Raw genomic sequence first — 18,852 nt, forward strand, 5'->3', positions numbered from 1 at the left:
GACGCTCCATCCGAACCTTGGGCAGGCTTCGTCATGCGTAAAGAAACCCGCTGGACCCGCATCGGCCGGTTCTCCCGCGTCACCTCCTTGGCGGTGTCCGCGATCATGCTCGCGTCCGGTGGCGCGGCGATCGCGCTCGAAAGCAAGGGGAACGTGCCGGGCTGGTCGCTCGGGCCGGGGCAGAAGGACCAGAGCGTCCCGGTCACCCCGCTCGTCGCCCCGCCGTCGCCGCCGCCGATGTTGCCCGATGCGAAGGTGACGCCGCCGGTTTGGCCGGGAGCGACGGAAGCCGAGGTCGAACTGCGGGCCGGAGCACGCGATGGTCGGCAGCCACAGGGACTCGGAGTCCAGAGCGCCGCGAACGGCACCCCGGTGAAGGTCGGCTGGGCTCGAGCGAAAGACCTCACCGCCAGGAAGGCGGGACCCGCTCCGAAGGCTCGGGTACGCGTCGCGGATCAGAAGACCAGTGAGGCACTCGGGCTCCGCGGTGTGGTGCTCACCGTGGCCGACACGGGCGTGGGTACCGAGCCGGTGAACGTCGCGGTGGATTACGGGGCTTTCGGAAACGCCTACGGCGGCGGCTGGGCCGACCGGTTGCAGCTGGTCGAACTGCCGGGCTGTGCGCTGGCGACACCGGAGAAGGCCGAGTGCCGGACGAAGACCCCGGTGCCCGGGACGGTGAACAACGGCAAGGCGCGTCAGGTCTCCGCGGATGTCGCGCTCGCCGGCGCGGCGCCACGGGTCTTCGCGGTGACGGCCGCGGCGAGCGGTTCCGCCGGAAACGTGTCCGCTCAGCCGTTGTCCGCGGCCGGATCGTGGTCCAGCGGCGGATCTTCCGGGGCCTTCTCCTACAACTACCCGTTCGCGGCCCCGGCCGCTCCGAGCGGCGCGGTACCGAGTCTCGCGCTCTCCTACTCGTCCAGCGGCGTCGACGGGCTGACCTCCGCGACGAACAACCAGTCGTCCTGGGTCGGTGACGGGTGGGACTTCACCCCTGGCGGTTATGTCGTCCGCAACTACCTGCCCTGCAGCGAGGACCTCGGCGGCAACAACGGACAGACCAAGACCGGTGACCAGTGCTGGGGGATCGACAACGCGACCCTCGTCCTCGGCGGCAAGTCGACGGAACTGATCAAACTCGCCGGGACGAATCAGTGGCGGCCGAAGAACGACGACGGCTCCAAGATCGAACTGCTCGGCGGTGCCGCGAACAACGCCCAGGATGGCCAGCACTGGAAGGTCACCACCGGCGACGGAACCCAGTACTTCCTGGGACTCAACCGCCCGCCGGGCTGGTCTTCCGGCAAACCCGAGACCCAGTCCACGTGGACGGTCCCGGTGTTCGGCAACAACGACGGCGAAGCCTGCTACAAGCCGAACAACTTCGCAGGCTCGTCCTGCCGGCAGCCCTGGCGCTGGAACCTCGACTACGTGGTGGATCCCCACGGGAACGCCAGCACGTACTACTACCAGCCGGAGATCAACTACTACGGGCTCAACCAGAACGTCACGACCGCCGGAACCGAGTACACGGCGGGCGGGTATCCCCTGCGGATCGAGTACGGCCTGCGGCTGAAGGACGGCAGCGTCTACGGCTCCGCACCCACGAACCAGATCGTCTTCGAAACGGCGGAGCGCTGCCTCCCATCCGGAGCGGTGACCTGTGCTCCTGAGCAACTGAACTCCACGACAGCCTCGTCCTGGCCGGACGTCCCGTTCGAGCAGATCTGTGCCAAGGACAAGCCCTGTGACTACGGTTCGCCGGCCTTCTTCACTCGCAAGCGGCTGACCACGGTCCGGACGCAGTACAACAACGCGGGCACCCAGACCGACGTCGATGTCTGGAACCTGGCCCACACGTTCCCCGGCACCGGAGACGCTTCGCCGTCCGCGCTGTGGCTCTCCTCGGTGACCCACACCGGGAAGGGCGGGGTCGGGAGCATCACCCGCCCCGCCACCACCTTCGGCGGATTCATGTTCGCGAACCGGGTCGACACGGCCAACGACCAGTACTCCCCGATCACCCGGTACCGGATCAACGAGATCCGCACCGAGACCGGCGGACGGATCGGTGTCGCCTACTCCGGCCCTGATTGTGTCGCCGGGACACGTATGCCCGCGTCGCCCGAGACCGACACGATGCGGTGTTACGCGTCTTTCTGGAGTCCTCCTTCGGCGAAGGACCCGGTCCTCGACTGGTTTCACAAGTACGTCGTCACGGACATCTCCGAAGAAGACCTGACCGCGGGTGGAGTCGCGGTCAAGACCCACTACGACTACCTCGGCGACGCGGCCTGGCACTACGACGAGGGTCAGTTCACGCCCAAGGAGCGGAAGACCTGGAGCCAATGGCGTGGCTACGGCGTCGTGCGGACGTCCATCGGCCACCCGTCCGCCACCCAGACGGTGACGGAGTCGTTGTACCTGCGCGGGATGGACGGCGACCACCTGCCGAACGGCGGTAAACGTTCGGTCTCCGTCGAGGACTCCGAAAAGGGAACGATCGTCGATCAGGATCCCTTGCAGGGGTTCCTCCGCGAGTCCAGGACCTATCTGCCGGGTACGACGACGGTGGACAACGCGGCCATCAACGACCCCTGGGTACGCGGTCCGACAGCGACGAGCGCGGACGGCCTGCTCAAAGCACATTCAGTGGACACCGCGGCGGTGCGCGGCCGCACTCTGCTCTCCGACGGCAAGACGTACCGCCGCAACCAGGTGAACAAGAAGTTCAACGACAACGGTCTCGTCATCGAGCAGGAGGATCTCGGCGACACCGGCGTCACCACGGACGACACCTGCACCAAGACGACCTACGTCCCGAACACCGCTACGGGGATGTTCGACAAGTCGAGCGAAGTCGTGATGTTCGCCGGGCTCTGTTCCGGCACGGCGACGGCGTCCACGGTCATCACCAACGTCAAGGTCTCCTACGACAAGCAGGCGTTCGGTGCCCCGCCGGCGGCGGGCGACATCACGCGCACCGAAACGCTGAGCGCCTGGGACGCCACGGGCAAGAAGTTCGTGACGACCGCGACGAACGAGTACGACGGCTACGGCCGTGAGACGCTGTCGACCGACGTGGCGGGAGCGGTGACGAAGACCGCGTACACGCACAGCGCCGGAGGACAGGTCGCCGAAGTCGCCGTTACGAACCCACTCGGCTGGGTCTCGACGACCACCAAGGAACCGGCGCGCGGGAACCCGGTGTTCTCGGTCGACGTGAACAAGGTCCGCACGGACATCACCTACGACGCCTTGGGGCGCAAGACAGCGGTCTGGAATCCCGGGCGTAGCAAGCTCGATGGTGACAAGGCGACGGCGACCTTCGAATACACCGACGCGTCGACGTCACCGACCGCCGTCCCCACGACGGTGGCGACGAAAGCCTTACAGGACAACGGCCAGTACACGACGTCGTACGCGATCTACGACGGTCTCGGGCGGACGAGGCAAGCGCAGTCCGCGGCATCCGGTGGCGGCCGGATCATCAGCGACACCGTCTACGACTCGCGCGGTCTCCCGTTCAAGTCGAACAACGGCTACTTCAACGACGCTTCGGGGCCGGTGCCGAAGCTGGTGACCGTCGCGGACAACACGGTGCTGAACCAGACCGTGACGGAGTACGACAGCCGTGCCCGTGCGACGGCGTCGATCCTGATGTCGAAGGGCGTCAAGCAGTGGCAGACGTCGACCATCTACGGCGGCGACCGGGTCACGACCATCCCGCCGCGGGGTGCGTCGCCGCAGACCGTGGTGACCGACGTACACGGGCAGACCGTCCAGCGACTGCTGTACACGAACGGGTACACGCCAGGTGCGGCCAATCCGGCCGACGTCACGAACTACACGTACAACGCCGCGGGCGCCATGACGTCGATGGCCGACGCGGCAGGCAACGTCTGGTCGACGGGCTATGACCTGCGTGGCCGCAAGATCTGGCAGACGGACCCGGACGCGGGAAGGTCGACCTACACCTACGACGACGGCGGGCAACTGACTTCGTCCACCGATTCCCGCGGCAAGACCGTCGCCTACACCTACGACAAACTCGGGCGAAAGACCCAGACCAACGCCGACTCGCCCACCGGCACCAAATTGGCGAGCTGGACCTACGACACGATCCCCAACGGGATCGGGCTGCCCGCTTCGTCGACTCGGTGGGTGGGCACGGACGCGTACGTCACCCGTGTCGTGGCCTACGACAGGTACGGCAGGCCGACCAAGAAGGCCGTCGATGTCCCAGCCGTCGAAAAGGGTTTGGCTGGGACCTATGAGTTCAGTACCGCCTACACGGCGACGGGTGCTGTCGCGTCCACGGTGAGCCCGAAGGCCGGAAACCTGCCGCTCGAACACGTCCGGCACACCTACAACGAACTCGGGCTGCCGTCGACGACGTATGCGATCGACGCCTTGGGCACGACCACGAACCTGGTCTCGAAGACGGACTACACCTCCTTCAACGAAATGTCCCGCATGCAGTTCGACGGGGAGAAGTCCACCGCGAACGTCGGCGTGACCCAGACCTACGACGAGGTCACCAGGCGTCCGCAGACGACCACCGTCAATCGGGCGACGCAGGTCGGGTCACAGCTGACCAACCGGACCTACGGTTACGACCCGGCGGGCAACGTCACGAAGATCTCCGACACCCCTTCAGGTGCACCGGCCGACACCCAGTGCTTCGAGTACGACCACCAGCGGCGCCTGACCGAGGCCTGGACTCCGTCTTCGGGAGACTGCGCGACGGCCAAATCGGCGTCCGCGCTCGGTGGTGCCGCGCCGTACTGGAAGTCGTACTCCTTCGACAAGACCGGGAACCGCACGAAGGAGATCGACCACAAGTCGACCGGGGACGTCACCAGCACCTCCACCTATCCGGCGGCAGGCCCGACCGCGGTCAAGCCGCACGCCCTGCAGAAGGTGGACACGAGCGGTCCGAACGGAACTTCGACGAGCAGCTACACCTACGACGAAGCCGGCTCGTTGCTGACCAGGAACGTCGGCGGTGACACCCAGACCTTCAGCTACGACCACGAGGGAAGAACCGCCGGTGTCACGTCACCGACGGGGGAGAGCAAATACCTCTACGACGCCGACGGCAACCGGCTCGTCACCCGCGCTCCGACCGGCACCACGTTGTCGATCGGCGATCTCGAGCTGGTCATCACCACTGGCACGACCGGCGTTTCCGCGACCCGCTTCTACCAGCACGGCGGGGTCCAGGTCGCGGTCCGAGTCGGTGGCTCCGCCCTCAAGTGGATGCTCGGCGATCTTCACGGAACGAACGGCCTGGCCATCACCGCGGGGACGCTCACACCCACTCAGCGCTACATGGATCCGTTCGGCAATCCACGCGGCCCGGCACCCTCCACCTGGCCGGACAAGCATGGTTTCGTCGGCGGCTACCAGGACGCGACCGGACTGACCCATCTGGGCGCCCGCGAGTACGACCCGGCGATCGGCAGGTTCACCAAGACCGACCCGGTCCTGGACCCGGCAGTGCCGCAGCTGTGGAACCCGTACTCCTACGCGAACAACTCGCCGGTGACCATGACGGATCCGTCCGGCATGTCGGCCTGCTTCCATATGGGCGAGGACGGCCTGTTCTGCCGCGAAGGCACCGAACAAGCTGATTATTGCAATGCCAAGAGCAGCAAGAGCTGCACTGTCATGGCGAGCTCACCGTCGTCACCGCAGGGCAAGAAGTACGCGGCCGCGCAGCAGGAGAAGGTCAAACGGGGCTACAACGAGAATTCCTACAAGGAAGCGCAAGCCGTTGTAAAGAAGTCCAAATGGGACGTCTTCATAGACGCGGCCGGTGAGCTGATCAAGAGTCTCATCGGCTGGGACGACATCATGGGCTGCATCGAGGGCTCGGTCGGCTCGTGCATCAGCACCCTCCTCAACTTCATCCCCTGGGGCAAGATCCTGAAGGTCGGCGAGATCGTCGCCAGCTTCTGGAAGGGCGCACGTGCTCTGGTGACCTTCGGCCGCGAGGTGGAGAAGGCCCAGAAGGTCATCGCCGACACCGAGCGCATCCTCGCCGACGCCGCGACGGCGGCGAACGCGGTCCAAGTGGTGGTCGCCGTCAGCGAAGGCGAGGGCGTCGTCGGTGCCGCGGCCGCGGCCATGGGCGGTGCCGCCGCGGCGAGCGACTCGGGCTGCAACAGCTTTGTCCCTGGCACGCAGGTCTTGATGTCGGATGGCACGACGAAGCCGATCGAGCAGGTGCGGATCGGCGATGAAGTACAGACGACAGACCCGGAGACCGGCGGCCTGGAGCGGCGTCGCGTCGTCGGCACCATCGTGCACGACGACGAGGACGAACGGACCGAGATCACCGTCGAGTCCGGTGGTGTTTCGGACACCATCGTGGCGACGGACTGGCATCTCGTCTGGGTGGAGGAAGCCGATGACTGGGTAGCGATCGGTGACCTGGTCCCTGGTCAGCATCTACACTCGCCGGATGGTCGGTCATCGGTCGTCACTGCGGTTCGGCACTTCACGCAGGTGTCGCCCGTCCACGACCTCACGATCGACGAGATTCATGCCTTCTTCGTCGGCGTCGTACCGAGTCTTGTGCACAACTGTGGTGACGGTTATGTGCGTCCCGAGGGTAGGTTTGCTGACAAATACTCCAAGATCTCACGTTCGCTTGGCCGGGAAGTCCGAGAAGTCAAGGATGCTATTCACGACGTGAAGAGGCAGGGTAAAATCGGTGGAGCCCGGAGCAACCCGGACATCATGGTCGATGTGGATTCCGGGGAAATTCACACCAAGCTACCCTGCGGTTGCCCTGCCGAGGATTCGATTGGGAACATTCACGACTACCTTTCGGATGGGGATGACTATGGCAGGGGTGGATATTCCAAAGGGCGTCGGCGCTGATGGGCGAGATTGATTACAGAACGCAAGGAAGCTGGGCAAAAGTTTCGCTACGAGTTCCATTGGGCGCTCTTTCTCTTGAGCAAGTGGAGAGAATCGTCGGCCGTCCGACAGACCTTGACGGCAGGGGGAGGCCCAGTGATCACTGGTGGATCGTCGACTTCTACGGGAAGGAAGGTGAATCACTTGAGCGACAACTCGACCTGCTTGCTGAAATGATCTGCACATACAGAGAGGGACTGATCGAAGTCGGCCGTCAGGCTGATGGCATCAACGTTTTTATTGGATGGGAGCCTCGGCGAGGACAGGATAGCGTGGGGTTCGATGCCAATCTGATATCTAGCCTAGCTGAAATTGGCGGGCGTATAATTCTCGACATCATGACCGACGATTGTGACCATGACTGTGAATCGATTAGCTGACTCGTCAAGATGGTGCATGTAAAAAAGGCTTGATCAACTGTCTCGACATAAGTCAGGTCGACTGCGGCCATGGTTTGAACAGGAGATCCGACGAGTTCGCAAGCTCTCGCTGTCGTATCCGCTCTTCCTGGTAATTCACTGTTCGCCCTCACCAAGTCCGTCCGTGACCGGAAAGACGAGAACATCGTCGTCGGTCAGACCTGTAAATTGAAAAGCGGTTGCGGTTTCGGGCAAGTCGATCAAGCGAGGCTTGATCGACCCTCTTGGGCGATTGGTGGTCTCATTTGTCGCAGTGGCGTAAGTCGAATGTTGCCGATGTCAGGGCGGGAAGGGTCGTCGAAGGTACGAGCGCCTTGCTTGATCTGACTTTCAACGAGTCGGACGTGGCCTGGTTGCAAACCTTCCTTTTGGAATGTCTGAATTCGAGCCTGGATATTCAGATACGCGCACTCGCGGTCACCTGCGTCGGGCATGTTGCACGCCTGCACGGAGAAGTGTCGAATGAATTAGTTTCGAAGTTGCGTGAACTTTTGAAGGATCCCGTGCTCGGCGGGCAAGCTGAAGATGCTTTTGACGACATTGCGTCGTTCGTAAAATAGAATCTTGAACTGCGTGGTGGAACTTTCGATCGACTAGAGATGCCTGATCTCCTGAATCGCAACCCTTCTTGAGTAGCAGTACTCAAGACAGCGAGGAGTCGTCGGCGCGACCGTGGTACACATGACGAAAACCTCCGCAGCGCCGCCCATCACCGTCGCGTTCTTCGTCCAGGCCGCCCTCTCGTTCGGCTTGGCGTTGCTCGCGGTCGTCATCGGCATCTGGTACCTGCCGGTCGACGGCTGGGTCCGCGGCTTCCTCGCCCTCGGCATGCTCTTCCTGACCACTTCGGCGTTCACCCTCGCCAAGTGCGTCCGTGACCGGCAGGACGAGAACACCGTCGTCAGCAGAGTCGACCAGGCCCGGGTCGACAAGCTCCTCGCCGAACACGACCCCTTCAAAACGCCCGCACTCTAGCTGCCCCTGGGGTCACGGCTACATTCTCGACCATGGTCTCGACTAGGGGATTCGCTGCGTCCAGGTGATACATGGGTCCCCTGCTCGGGGCAGATCCTCGAAATCGACGAGGCCGGCTACATCGGCATGGCCCTTAACGGCCACTACGCGGCCGTACGCGACGGGTGCTCGGCTGATCCAGGCAGTGGGGCGCCTGGGATCCAGGCCCGGTCACTCCCGCGCTGACGTCGCTGCAGTTCTTCGTGACGGGACGAGCGGTGGCGGCCGCTGCCGCCGTCACGGGGTTCAGCCCGGTCGCGACGCACCCCTTACCGAACGGTCGGCTGGTGACCCGTCGGCGTCGGCCGCAGGCGCCTGCTCCTCGCCCGCATACGCGCAAATCCGAATTACTACGGTCGTGTGAACCCACTCGCCGAACATGTAGCACTTAGTAACCGCCAGAACGAGCGAAACAAGACGCTAAGAAGGGGAGAAGATCGACGTGCCCCATACTCACCCGGGAAGGTGAGGTGAACGAACCGTGGGGGTCCGGGGGAGGCTCGGCCCCCCGGGAATCATGGTGAGCAGGTCCTGGTCCAGGCGTTCCCTGGACGCGGATACCCACCTGCGAGCGGATGACGGGATTCGAACCCGCGACCCTCACCTTGGCAAGGTGATGCGCTACCAGCTGCGCTACATCCGCATGTGTTGCTCTGCTCCGGTACTCGTTTGAAGCAGTGGAACAACCATACACCGACCCTCTGTAGCGGTTTCGACCCACCCCTCCAGGTGCTCCGGCGTCACACCTGGCGTACAAGGGGTGACGACGGCTGCATACCTCCGTATGGTGTCCCCATTCGACCGAATGGTGAGTCCTTCGGGGAGGAGGTGCCTGGCCGGATGACCGAGCAGGGCACGGTGCCGCTTCAGGCGGCCTCGGAATCCGACGAGCAGGCATTGCTCCAGCGTCTCCGTGACGGGGAGGACGCCGCCTTCGGGGAGCTTTTCGAACTTCACGCCGCCGCCGTGCGCCGGCTGGCCCGCAGCCTGGCCGCCGATCGGTCGGAGGCGGAGGACATCACGGCCGAGACCTTCTTCCGGGTGCTTCAGGCGTTGCGCCGGGGCGCCGGGCCGCGGGACTACGTCCGGGCGTATCTGCTGACGGTGGCTCGCCGGGTCTCGTGGGAGTGGCACGGCGCACGTCGTGACGTGCCGGTGAGCGACGACGAGCTGACCTTCCGGGCCGGGGCCGGGGCGGACACGCATGCCCGTACGGCCGAACATTCCCTGATCACGACGGCCTTCACGAGTCTGCCGGAGCGGTGGCGTTCGGTGTTGTGGCAGACCGAGGTCGAAGGCGAGCAGCCGGCCATGGTCGCGCCGCATTTCGGGTTGAGCGCGAATGCGACGGCGGCGCTGGCCCGTCGCGCGCGGCAGGGGCTGCGCGCGGCGTACCTCCAGGCGCATCTGTCGGTGAACCGCGGGCCGGATTCGTGCCGGGCCGTGGTGGAGAAGCTGGGCGGATTCACCGCGGGCAGCGTCACCGGGGCCGAGGCCCGCCGGATCAAGACCCACCTGATCGGGTGCCAGTCCTGCCGGGCGACGCACGACGAGTTGCGTGACGTCTGCTCATCGCTCCGGGCGCACGCCGGGGTCGTCGCCTTGCTGGTGCCGGCGGCCGCCGGTGCGCACGCGAGCGGGGCGCTGTCCGGGCTCGCCGCGTCGGTCAAGGGGCTTCTGCTCGGCTCGAAGGTGAAGGTGGGCCTGGCGGTGGCGTCGACGGCCGCCGCGGGCGCGGTCGGGATCGTCGCCGGTCCGGCCGTGTTCGGCACCGACGTGACCCATACCGTCGGCCTGTCCGGGGGCGGCCAGCCGGAGCTGGCGTTGCTGCCGGCGCAGGTCGCGCCGCCCACCGAAGGCAAGCCGGTGGAGCTCCCGCCGCAGCGGATCGCCGAGGACCGGATGCACGGCAAGGGCGACCGGCCCGCCGTCACCGGGCAGGGCACGGGCGCGGAGCTCGGGGTCTCCGACCTGCCGAGCCTGCCGGGTGCCGGTACGTCGCGGCAGGACGTCGGCGGCGGGGACGCCGGTGACGGTGGCGCCGAGAACGTCGTGCAGCCGCCTGACGAGCAGAACCCGACGCAGGAGGAGACCGCGCCGCGGAACGAGGTCCCGGAACCGGGCACCGGCACGAACCAGACCACCACGAAACGGGACGACATCCCGCCCGGTGAGTCGCTGAGCCCGACCTCGACGACCACCCGGGACGAGACGGATCCGTCGAACACGCCGGAGTCGACGACCGACCCGGAAGGGTCCACTTCGCCGGAGACCGGCACGCCCGAGAGCGAGACCGGGACCCCGTCCGGCGAGCCGTCGAAGGACGAGCCGAGCCCGGTCGAACCGACTTCCCACTATCCGGAACCGGGTGTCGACTACCCGACGTGCCCATAACGCCCGAGCGGGCATATCGCCTTCGAACTCTCGCGAATCCGGCTCCCGTCACGGTACGGTGGAGCTCGCTCACGACGAGCGAGCGGCCGCGCGGGAGGCGACTGAATGAACCGGCTGGTGCACGGCGAGGACGGCCGTGACTGGGTGGTCCGAGCCCAGATGGAATGGCGTGCTCCCGCGACAGCGGACGATTTCGAGCACGATGTGGCGGGCAGCTACGGCCCGGGTATCGCGATGGTCGCCGTGACGGCGCTGCTCGCGATAGTGCTCATCATGTGGACCCCCGCCGACGTGAGAATCCCGTCCTGGGTCCCGCTGGCACTCCTGCTGGTCGCGTTGTTCTTCCCGTTGCGGTGGATCCTGCGCCGCCCGTGGACCGTCGTCGCCGAGACCGAGGGCGACCTCGCGGGAGACCGGCCCTCGGAGCGCTGGGTGGGCACCATCCGCGGCATGTTCACCGTGCGCGGCGAGGTCTCGAAGATCTCGAAGACCATCCAGAAGCACTCGCTGCCGGATTTCGACGGCCCGTTGCACCCGGTGGAGTAGTCGCGGCGGCCTGAACGCGCGAGACTGGGGCCATGCCCGAGTTACCCGAGGTCGAAGCGCTCGCTCACCACCTGCGTGAACACGCGGTGGGCAAGACGGTCTTCCGTGTCGACGTGGCGTCCCTCAGTGTGCTGAAGACGGCGACACCGCCGTGGACGGAGCTGCACGGCCGCGAGGTCACCGGTGCCGGCCGCTTCGGCAAGCACCTCGATCTCGTCGTCGGGGAGCTCCATCTGGTCGTCCACCTGGCGCGGGCGGGCTGGCTGCGCTGGTCCGACGCGTTGGCGCCGGCGCCGCTCAAACCCGGCAAGGGGCCGATCTCGCTGCGCGTCCACCTCGACGCGGCCGCCGGGCCCGGCTTCGATCTCACCGAGGCCGGGACGAAGAAGGGGCTGGCGGTCTGGATCGTGCGTGATCCGGAGAAGGAGGTCCCCAGTATCGCGCGCCTCGGGCCGGACGCGCTTTCGCTGGACCGCACGGGCCTCGAGAAGTTGTTCGCCGGACGCACCGAACGGCTGAAGACGGCGCTCACCGATCAGTCGCTGATCGCCGGGATCGGCAACGCCTACTCGGACGAGATCATGCACATGGCGAAGCTTTCGCCTTACGCCACCATCGGAAAGCTGTCCGAAGGGGCGCTCGACGGGCTCTACGAAGCCATCAGCGCGGTGCTGACCAGCGCGGTGACGCGGTCGGTCGGCCAGTCCGCGGCCCGGCTCAAGGGCGAAAAGCGGTCCGGGCTGCGGGTGCACGCGCGCACCGGGCTGCCGTGCCCGGTCTGCGGCGACACGATCCGCGAGATCTCGTTCGCGGACAAGTCCTTCCAGTACTGCCCGACCTGCCAGACCGGCGGGAAGCCGTTGGCCGACCGGAGGATGTCGCGCCTGCTCAAGTGACCCGCCAATGCGGTCAGCACAGGGCGGCCATCACCGCGGGCATCGGCGGCTTCGGCACCCGCTGCCCGCCGTGCACGTCCGCGGCGAGGTCGTACACGTTCAGCGCGAGCACGATCTGCTTCGAGCCGTCGGCGTTGCTCATCGAGACGCTGAAGAAGCCCGGCCCGGCGCCGGTGTTGCCCCAGAACGTCTTCACGCCGTCGCCGCATTTCACGTCGAGCGTCTCGATCCCCGCCCCGTAGGCGCCGCCTTCGTCGTTCGGCACGAGCCGTTTGAGTTCGGCCTGTTGCGCGGGTGCCAGGAGCCGTCCTGCCAGCAACGCGCGGTGGAACGTCGCGACGTCGTCGACGGTCGACACCATCGCGCCCGCGGTCCAGTCGTACGACGGGCTGAACACCGTCATGTCCTCGCCGCGCATGTCGTAGCCGTGCAGATGCGGGCCGCGCAGGAACGGCGACCAGAGCGGGAAGTACGTCCGCCCGAGACCGAGCGGATCGAGGATCCGCCGCTGGATCTCCTCGCGGACGTCGTTGCGGGTGACCTTCTCGATCACCTTGCCCAGCAACAGATATCCGGTGTTCGTGTACTTCACGCCGGTGCCCGGCGGGAACGTGGGCCGGTCGGCGAGCGACCGCCGGATCACCTCCGGCGGCGTGATGATGTGCGCCCGGTTGCCCTCGACGAGGTACGGGTCGAAGAAATGCGGATCGAGGGGGTCGTGCACGCCGGAAGTGTGGTTCAGCAGCATGCGCAGCGTGATCTTCTCCGGCTCGTAGCCCGGTCCGCGTACGACACCGGGCAGCCGTCGCTCCACCGGATCGTCGAGCGAAAGCGAGCCTTCGCCCGCCAGTTGCAGCACCACCGTGGCGACGAACGCCTTGGTGTTGCTGGCGATCCGGAACCGGTGGTGCGGCCCCGCGGGTTCGCGCGTGGCCTGGTTCGCGTATCCGGCGCCGAAGCGCGAGACCGCCTCACCGGTCCGGACCTGGACGACCGCTCCCGGGAATCCCCCTTCACCGACCAGATCGCCGACCGCCGCGCGCACCGGGTCCCCGGCCGCGACCGCCGTCCCACTCGCCAGCAGGACCCCCGCCAGCACCCCCGCCGCGAGTTTCCCCGATCCGCGCATTGTGTTCCTCCCCCGGAAGCGATTGCCTGCGCACAGTCTTCTTCGCGCGACGGGGAGTGACCATGGGGACAGTGCCCGGGTCTTGGGTAGGGTCGGCCCCACCCTCAGTTGTCACAACTCAACGGAAAGTGGGGAGCAGGCCTTGCACCCGGTTGGTCGAGCGCAGAGCATGGACGCCGTGTCCGGGCTCGAAATCGCGCAGATCATCCCTTGGGGTGTGGCGCTGTTGCTCGCGATCCTCGTCGTCGTCCTCCTGATCAAGCTGAGGCGTCCCGCGAGCATCGTCGAGAACGCGGTGCTGCAGGCCGTCCACCGGATGTCGAAGGCGACACCGGATCTCCGCGAGGGCCTCGACGAGCAGGTCGCCGACAAGATCACCAGCCAGCTTCTGGAGATGCTCGACTGCGTCGCCGTCGGCATCACCGACAGCGAAGGCACGCTGCTGTCGTGGGACGGCGAGGCCAACGACCACTACGTCGACCTCGTCGACGCCATCGGCAACGCCATCCGCAAGCACCGGCGCGAGGTCGTCGCGCACGACAAGATGCCGTGCAACCACCGCGGCACCTGCCGGATGCGGACCGCGGTGATCGTGCCGCTGATCGTCGAGGGCGAGACCGAGGCCGCGCTGCTGGTCGTCGGGCGCACGCGCGGGCGGCTGGTGCAGATGGCCGACGCGGTCGCGCAGTTCGTCTGCACCCAGTTCGAGCTCGCGCGCCTGGACGAATCGAAGAACCAGCTCCAGCAGGCGGAGATCAAGGCGCTGCGCGCGCAGATCTCGCCGCACTTCGTCTACAACGCGCTCAACACCATCTCGTCGCTGATCCGGACGGACCCGGAGGAAGCGCGGGAGCTGCTTCAGGACTTCGCGGACTTCACGCGCTACTCGTTCCGGACGTCGGGCATGTTCACGTCGCTCGCCGAGGAACTGCGGAACATCGACCGGTACCTGACCATCGAGAACGCCCGTTTCGGCGGACGGCTCGAAGTGCGGATGAAGATCGCGCCCGAGGTGCTTTCGGTGGTCGTCCCGTTCCTGATCATCCAGCCGCTGGTGGAGAACGCCGTCAAACACGGCCTCGCGTCGAAGCCGTCCGGCGGCTGCGTCACGGTGATCGCCGAGGACTACGGCGCCGAAGCGCTGATCAGCGTCGAGGACGACGGCATCGGCATGGAGCCCGCCAAGCTCGCGGACCTCCGCAGCCAGCACCGCACGGGTGCGCACGTCGGACTCGGCAACATCAACCAGCGGATGCAGCAGGTGTTCGGCCGCGACTACGCGCTCATGGTCGAGACGGCGCCCGGTGCCGGCATGAAGGTGACCCTGCGGGTGCCGAAGTTCATGCCCGGCGTGCGGCCCAATCTGCCGGACTTCTCCGCCGACAGCGCCACCGTCCCGCCACAGGGCGGTCCGAACGAGTCCAGCGGGGTGAGCGGTTCGCGCAGCGGCGTGCTGCCGTCGTGAACGTCGGTAACCTGGCGGTATGAGCGTTGCGGACAAGCTGACCTCCCGTCTCCCGATGATCGGCGATCGGGGTGAACGCAAGGACGTCGTCGCCGTGGTGAAGCTGCACGGGGTGATCACGCCGACCCCGTCGCCGCTGGCCAGGGGCTCGATCAACCTCGCCGCCGTCGAATCGGCGCTGACGCGCGCGTTCGGGCACGAGCGGCTGAAGGCCGTCGCGCTGCAGATCAACTCGCCGGGTGGCGCGCCGACGCAGTCGGGCCTGGTCGCCGAGCGGATCCGCCAGCTCGCCGACGAGAAGAACGTGCCGGTACTGGCCTTCGCCGAGGACGTGGCCGCGTCCGGCGGTTACTGGCTGGCCTGCGCCGCCGACGAGATCTACGCGCACCGGACGTCGATGGTCGGCTCCATCGGCGTGATCAGCGGCGGCTTCGGGTTCACCGGCCTGCTGGAGCGGTTCGGCATCGAGCGGCGGCTGCACACCGCGGGGGCGAACAAGTCCCGGCTCGACCCGTTCAGCCCGGAGAAGCCGGAAGACGTCGAGTGGCTGAAGAAGATGCACGGCCAGCTCCACGAACTGTTCGTCGACTGGGTCACCGAACGCCGGGGCGACCGGCTCTCCGGCTCCGAAGACCTGTTCACCGGGGACGTCTGGCTGGGCGCCCGCGCGGTCGAGCTCGGTCTCGTCGACGGCGTCGGCAGCCTCCGCCAGGTGATCACCGAGCGGTACCCGGACGCCGAGATCGCGATCGCCGAACCGAAGAAGCCGCTCCTGGCACGGCTCGGCATCGGCGCTCCCGCCGCGGCGAGCGCGCTGCTGGACGCCGTCCAGACCAAGGCCGCCTGGAGCCGCTTCGGTCTCTGACCCGCGTGCGAAGAACGGCCCGGTCCTCGTGGATCGGGCCGTTCTTCGCGTTCAGGGCAGGTCGGATTCACCCGAACGGTGGTAGGCGGAAGTGGTTCAGACCAGGTCTCATATCGGACATACCGCTTTGTTGTGAACGGCAACAAACCTCGACAGCGTTGACGAGGAGGTCCGATGTCCGTTAATCGTTCCCGTTGGAAGATCGCGCTCGCCGCCACCGCCGGCGCGGCTCTGATCACCGTCCCCCTCACCCTGCCCGCATCCGCCGCCGTCCCGCCCCCGCCGTCCGGCTGGACCACCGTGTTCACCGACGACTTCACCGGCGCCGCGGGCTCGCTCCCGTCCAGCGCGAACTGGATCATCGACACCGGCCACGGCTACCCCGGCGGCCCGGGCAACTGGGGCACCGGCGAGATCCAGAACTACACGGCGAACCCGGCGAACCTCGCCCAGGACGGCTCCGGGAACCTCCGGATCACGCCGCTGCGTGACGGCGCGGGCAACTGGACCTCGGCGCGGATCGAGACCCAGCGCACGAACTTCAAACCACCGGCCGGTGGCGCGCTGCGGATCGAAGGCCGCATCCAGATGCCGAACGTCACCGGCGCGGCGGCACTCGGCTACTGGCCCGCGTTCTGGGCGCTGGGCTCGCCGTATCGCGGCAACTACTGGAACTGGCCCGCCGTCGGCGAGTTCGACATCATGGAGAACGTCAACGGGATCAACACGGTCTGGGGCGTGCTGCACTGCGGCGTCAACCCCGGCGGCCCGTGCAACGAGACCACCGGGCTGGTCGGCAGCCGCACCTGCCCCGGCGCCAGCTGCCAGAGCGCGTTCCACACCTACACCTTCGAATGGGACACCAGCGTCAGCCCCAACGTGTTCCGGTGGTTCGTGGACGGGCAGCAATTCCATTCGGTCAGCCAGAACCAGGTCGACGCCACCACGTGGGCCAACATGACGAACCACGCGGGCTACTTCGTCCTGCTGAACGTCGCCATCGGCGGCGCGTTCCCGAACAACAACTCCGGCACCACGACGCCGGGGCCGGGGATCGTGCCGGGGCACCCGATGCTCGTCGACTACGTCACCGTGCTGACCCGCGGCGGCGGCACGACACCCCCGACGACGACCACCACGGGAAGTCCCGGCGGCGGCAGCGCGTACGGCACGATCCAGGCCGAGTCGTACGGCCAGGCGGCCGGGATCGCCAAACAGGCCACGTCCGACACCGGTGGCGGGCAGAGCATCGGCCCGGCGGGCAATGGTGACTGGGCGTTGTATCCGGGCATCGACTTCGGGACGCAAACGGCCAGACAGTTCCAGGCGCGCGTCGCGTCCGGAGCGGCGGGCGGCGTCAGCGGACTCGTCGAAGTCCGGCTCGACAGCCGGTCCAATCCGCCCGTCGGCAGCTTCGCCGTCGCGAACACCGGCGGCTGGCAGAGCTGGCGGACCATCCCGGCGAACATCAGCGGCGTCACCGGGAAACACGACGTCTACCTGACCTTCACGAGCGGACAGCCCGCCGATTTCGTGAGCGTCAACTGGTTCACCTTCACGCCGTGAAGGGATAGGTGTGGCACGGCGAGGCGGTTCGTGTCACCGGAAAAGATGACGGCACCGGTCACCCCAGGCGCGGGGGTGGGCGGTGCCGTCCTTTTCGTTCGACTTTCGTGAAGCGGGCTGGACAAGGAACCCGGCAATGGGCAGGATGCGTCTCACTGTGAGTGCTCACGATGACACCCGGAAGCTCATCGTCCTGGCGGTGGACGATGAGCCCAAAGGGCTAGACGAACTCGTCCACTGTCTCCGCAACAGCCCGCACGTCGCCCTGGTCTACCCGGCGATCGACGCTTCGGAGGCGCTGCGCCTGTTGTCCGCGGACGACCCGAGGCTGGCCGACCGCAAGTCCCGCGGCCTGCCGATCGTGGACGCGGTGTTCGCCGACATCGACATGCCCGGCCTGTCCGGGATGGAGATGTCGCGGGTGTTCGCCGCGCTGCGCCCGTCACCGGCGCTGGTGTTCGTGACCGGGCACGCGGAAGAGGCCGTCAACGCCTTCGACCTCGGCGCGCTCGACTACGTGCTCAAGCCGTACCAGCAGGATCGGCTCGACCGGGCCATCACGCGCGTGATGGACAAGCTCGCCGCCAACGCCGCGCCGAAGTTCGGCGCGGAAGGCGGGCTGGGACAGGTCAAGAACGACGACGAGGTCATCCCCGTCGAGCTCGCGGGAACCACGAAGCTCATCCCGCGGTCTTCGGTCCGCTGGGTCGAGGCGCAGGGCGACTACGCCCGGCTGTTCACCACCGACGGCAGCCACCTGGTCCGCATCCCGCTCGCCCAGCTGGAAGAACGCTGGGAGAAGGCGGGTTTCGTCCGTATCCACCGGTCGTTCCTGGTCTCCCTGCCGCTGATCACCGAACTGCGCATGGGGCAGGGCGGCTATCAGGTCGTGATCGGTAACGAGGAGAAGGTGCTGCCGGTGAGCCGCCGCCACACGCGCGCCCTCAAGGACAGGCTGGTCGGCGCCAACCGGTCGACGTGACCGACGACTACTACCGCCGCGTCAACGGCGTCCGCGAACCGGACCCGACACTCGGCAAGAGCAGGAAGCCGGCGGTGCCCGAGGGCGCCGCCGTCGAACCCGTTCCCGGCGCGCCGTCCGGCCCGAAGCACGAGGCCAAACCCGAACATCACGCGAAACCCAAGCGGCAGCGAGTGATCCTCGCCGATCCGCGCCAGGCCACCAGCACCCTGCGGGCCAGGGTCGAACTCGAAGAACAGACCAGCTGGGGCAAGCTCCTCGTCCGGGATCTGGTGAAGATCCAGCTGCGGACCGCTTCCTGGCTGGCGCTGCTGGTGATGGTCACGCTGTGTTCGCTTCCGGTGCTCTTCTATCTGATCCCGTCGTTCGGCCGGGTGACCGTCGTGGGCATCCCCGTGCCCTGGCTGATCCTCGGTGTGGCGCCTTTCCCGTTCCTGTTCGGCATCGGCCTCTGGTACAACCGGCTCGCCGAACGACACGAACGCGACTTCGTCGACATGATCGAGAACTGATCGCGGAGCTGCACATGGAGGAGGACCCATGATCACGCGCTCTCTTGTGGCCGAGGGCCACGGAAACGCGGTGGCAGGGCGCCTTGATGCCTCCGTGACCGACCTGTTTTCGCCGCGCCCTGGCGGCGCGTTTC

The 18,852-nt window shown here is 66.8% G+C and carries 13 protein-coding genes and 1 tRNA gene; 12 read left to right on the forward strand and 2 right to left on the reverse strand.

Going from position 1 to position 18,852, the window contains the following annotated elements:
- Positions 1–33: 33 nt before the first annotated feature.
- From NQK81_RS26265 to NQK81_RS26280, 4 genes are all read left to right on the forward strand, one after another.
- Entirely contained in the window at positions 34–6,891 is a 6,858-nt protein-coding gene (locus NQK81_RS26265; protein ID WP_257483628.1) for an RHS repeat-associated core domain-containing protein, read from the forward strand.
- Positions 6,891–7,310 carry a DUF4279 domain-containing protein gene (locus tag NQK81_RS26270; RefSeq protein WP_257483629.1) on the forward strand — a complete coding sequence of 140 codons (420 nt, stop codon included), beginning with the start codon at positions 6,891–6,893 and terminating at the stop codon, positions 7,308–7,310. The genes NQK81_RS26265 and NQK81_RS26270 overlap by 1 nt, the downstream gene beginning before the upstream one ends.
- Positions 7,311–7,693: 383 nt before the next feature.
- A complete protein-coding gene (locus tag NQK81_RS26275; RefSeq protein ID WP_257483630.1) occupies positions 7,694–7,909 on the forward strand; it encodes a hypothetical protein in 216 nt (71 codons plus the stop codon).
- Between the two features lie 121 nt (positions 7,910–8,030).
- Positions 8,031–8,324: a YiaA/YiaB family inner membrane protein gene (locus NQK81_RS26280; protein WP_257483631.1), complete on the forward strand. Its 294-nt coding sequence runs from the start codon at positions 8,031–8,033 to the stop codon at positions 8,322–8,324.
- A gap of 609 nt (positions 8,325–8,933) precedes the next feature.
- On the opposite strand, the gene NQK81_RS26285 is transcribed toward NQK81_RS26280, so the two are convergent.
- Positions 8,934–9,006, reverse strand: a tRNA-Gly gene (locus NQK81_RS26285).
- 197 nt (positions 9,007–9,203) lie between these two features.
- Between NQK81_RS26285 and NQK81_RS26290 the strand changes: the two genes are divergently transcribed.
- From NQK81_RS26290 to NQK81_RS26300, 3 genes are all read left to right on the forward strand, one after another.
- Positions 9,204–10,757: a sigma-70 family RNA polymerase sigma factor gene (locus NQK81_RS26290; protein WP_257483632.1), complete on the forward strand. Its 1,554-nt coding sequence runs from the start codon at positions 9,204–9,206 to the stop codon at positions 10,755–10,757.
- Positions 10,758–10,862: 105 nt separating this feature from the next.
- Positions 10,863–11,303: a hypothetical protein gene (locus NQK81_RS26295; protein WP_034309559.1), complete on the forward strand. Its 441-nt coding sequence runs from the start codon at positions 10,863–10,865 to the stop codon at positions 11,301–11,303.
- A gap of 32 nt (positions 11,304–11,335) precedes the next feature.
- The gene (locus NQK81_RS26300; protein ID WP_257483633.1) at positions 11,336–12,199 is read left to right on the forward strand and encodes an Fpg/Nei family DNA glycosylase; all 864 of its coding nucleotides are present in this window, start codon (positions 11,336–11,338) and stop codon (positions 12,197–12,199) included.
- Positions 12,200–12,212: 13 nt separating this feature from the next.
- On the opposite strand, the gene NQK81_RS26305 is transcribed toward NQK81_RS26300, so the two are convergent.
- The gene (locus NQK81_RS26305) at positions 12,213–13,328 is read right to left on the reverse strand and encodes a serine hydrolase domain-containing protein (RefSeq protein ID WP_257483634.1); all 1,116 of its coding nucleotides are present in this window, start codon (positions 13,326–13,328) and stop codon (positions 12,213–12,215) included.
- 169 nt (positions 13,329–13,497) lie between these two features.
- On the opposite strand from NQK81_RS26305, the gene NQK81_RS26310 reads away from it, so the two are divergent.
- The 5 genes from NQK81_RS26310 (at position 13,498) to NQK81_RS26330 (ending at position 18,718) form a co-directional block, all read left to right on the forward strand.
- Positions 13,498–14,793, forward strand: coding sequence for a histidine kinase (locus NQK81_RS26310; RefSeq protein WP_125679199.1), 1,296 nt, complete (start codon positions 13,498–13,500; stop codon positions 14,791–14,793).
- A gap of 19 nt (positions 14,794–14,812) precedes the next feature.
- Positions 14,813–15,658 carry a S49 family peptidase gene (locus NQK81_RS26315; protein WP_257483635.1) on the forward strand — a complete coding sequence of 282 codons (846 nt, stop codon included), beginning with the start codon at positions 14,813–14,815 and terminating at the stop codon, positions 15,656–15,658.
- Between the two features lie 174 nt (positions 15,659–15,832).
- Positions 15,833–17,224, forward strand: coding sequence for a carbohydrate-binding protein (locus tag NQK81_RS26320; protein ID WP_257483636.1), 1,392 nt, complete (start codon positions 15,833–15,835; stop codon positions 17,222–17,224).
- Positions 17,225–17,369: 145 nt separating this feature from the next.
- Positions 17,370–18,206, forward strand: a complete 837-nt coding sequence (locus NQK81_RS26325) for a LytR/AlgR family response regulator transcription factor (RefSeq protein WP_185927068.1) — start codon at positions 17,370–17,372, stop codon at positions 18,204–18,206.
- Entirely contained in the window at positions 18,203–18,718 is a 516-nt protein-coding gene (locus tag NQK81_RS26330; protein ID WP_126732521.1) for a DUF485 domain-containing protein, read from the forward strand. Before NQK81_RS26325 ends, NQK81_RS26330 begins: the two co-directional genes overlap by 4 nt.
- Positions 18,719–18,852 lie beyond the last annotated feature (134 nt).

It is taken from the genome of Amycolatopsis roodepoortensis, assembly GCF_024628825.1.
GTDB classification, from domain to species: domain Bacteria; phylum Actinomycetota; class Actinomycetes; order Mycobacteriales; family Pseudonocardiaceae; genus Amycolatopsis; species Amycolatopsis roodepoortensis.

Bases quoted from the DNA above. Each gene is read 5' to 3' on its own strand.
- NQK81_RS26265 (WP_257483628.1), top strand. From the start codon at position 34: ATGCGTAAAGAAACCCGCTGGACCCGCATCGGCCGGTTCTCCCGCGTC.
- NQK81_RS26270 (WP_257483629.1), top strand. From the start codon at position 6,891: ATGGGCGAGATTGATTACAGAACGCAAGGAAGCTGGGCAAAAGTTTCG.
- NQK81_RS26280 (WP_257483631.1), top strand. From the start codon at position 8,031: ATGACGAAAACCTCCGCAGCGCCGCCCATCACCGTCGCGTTCTTCGTC.
- NQK81_RS26290 (WP_257483632.1), top strand. From the start codon at position 9,204: ATGACCGAGCAGGGCACGGTGCCGCTTCAGGCGGCCTCGGAATCCGAC.
- NQK81_RS26295 (WP_034309559.1), top strand. From the start codon at position 10,863: ATGAACCGGCTGGTGCACGGCGAGGACGGCCGTGACTGGGTGGTCCGA.
- NQK81_RS26300 (WP_257483633.1), top strand. From the start codon at position 11,336: ATGCCCGAGTTACCCGAGGTCGAAGCGCTCGCTCACCACCTGCGTGAA.
- NQK81_RS26305 (WP_257483634.1), bottom strand. From the start codon at position 13,328: ATGCGCGGATCGGGGAAACTCGCGGCGGGGGTGCTGGCGGGGGTCCTG.
- NQK81_RS26310 (WP_125679199.1), top strand. From the start codon at position 13,498: ATGGACGCCGTGTCCGGGCTCGAAATCGCGCAGATCATCCCTTGGGGT.
- NQK81_RS26315 (WP_257483635.1), top strand. From the start codon at position 14,813: ATGAGCGTTGCGGACAAGCTGACCTCCCGTCTCCCGATGATCGGCGAT.
- NQK81_RS26320 (WP_257483636.1), top strand. From the start codon at position 15,833: ATGTCCGTTAATCGTTCCCGTTGGAAGATCGCGCTCGCCGCCACCGCC.
- NQK81_RS26325 (WP_185927068.1), top strand. From the start codon at position 17,370: ATGCGTCTCACTGTGAGTGCTCACGATGACACCCGGAAGCTCATCGTC.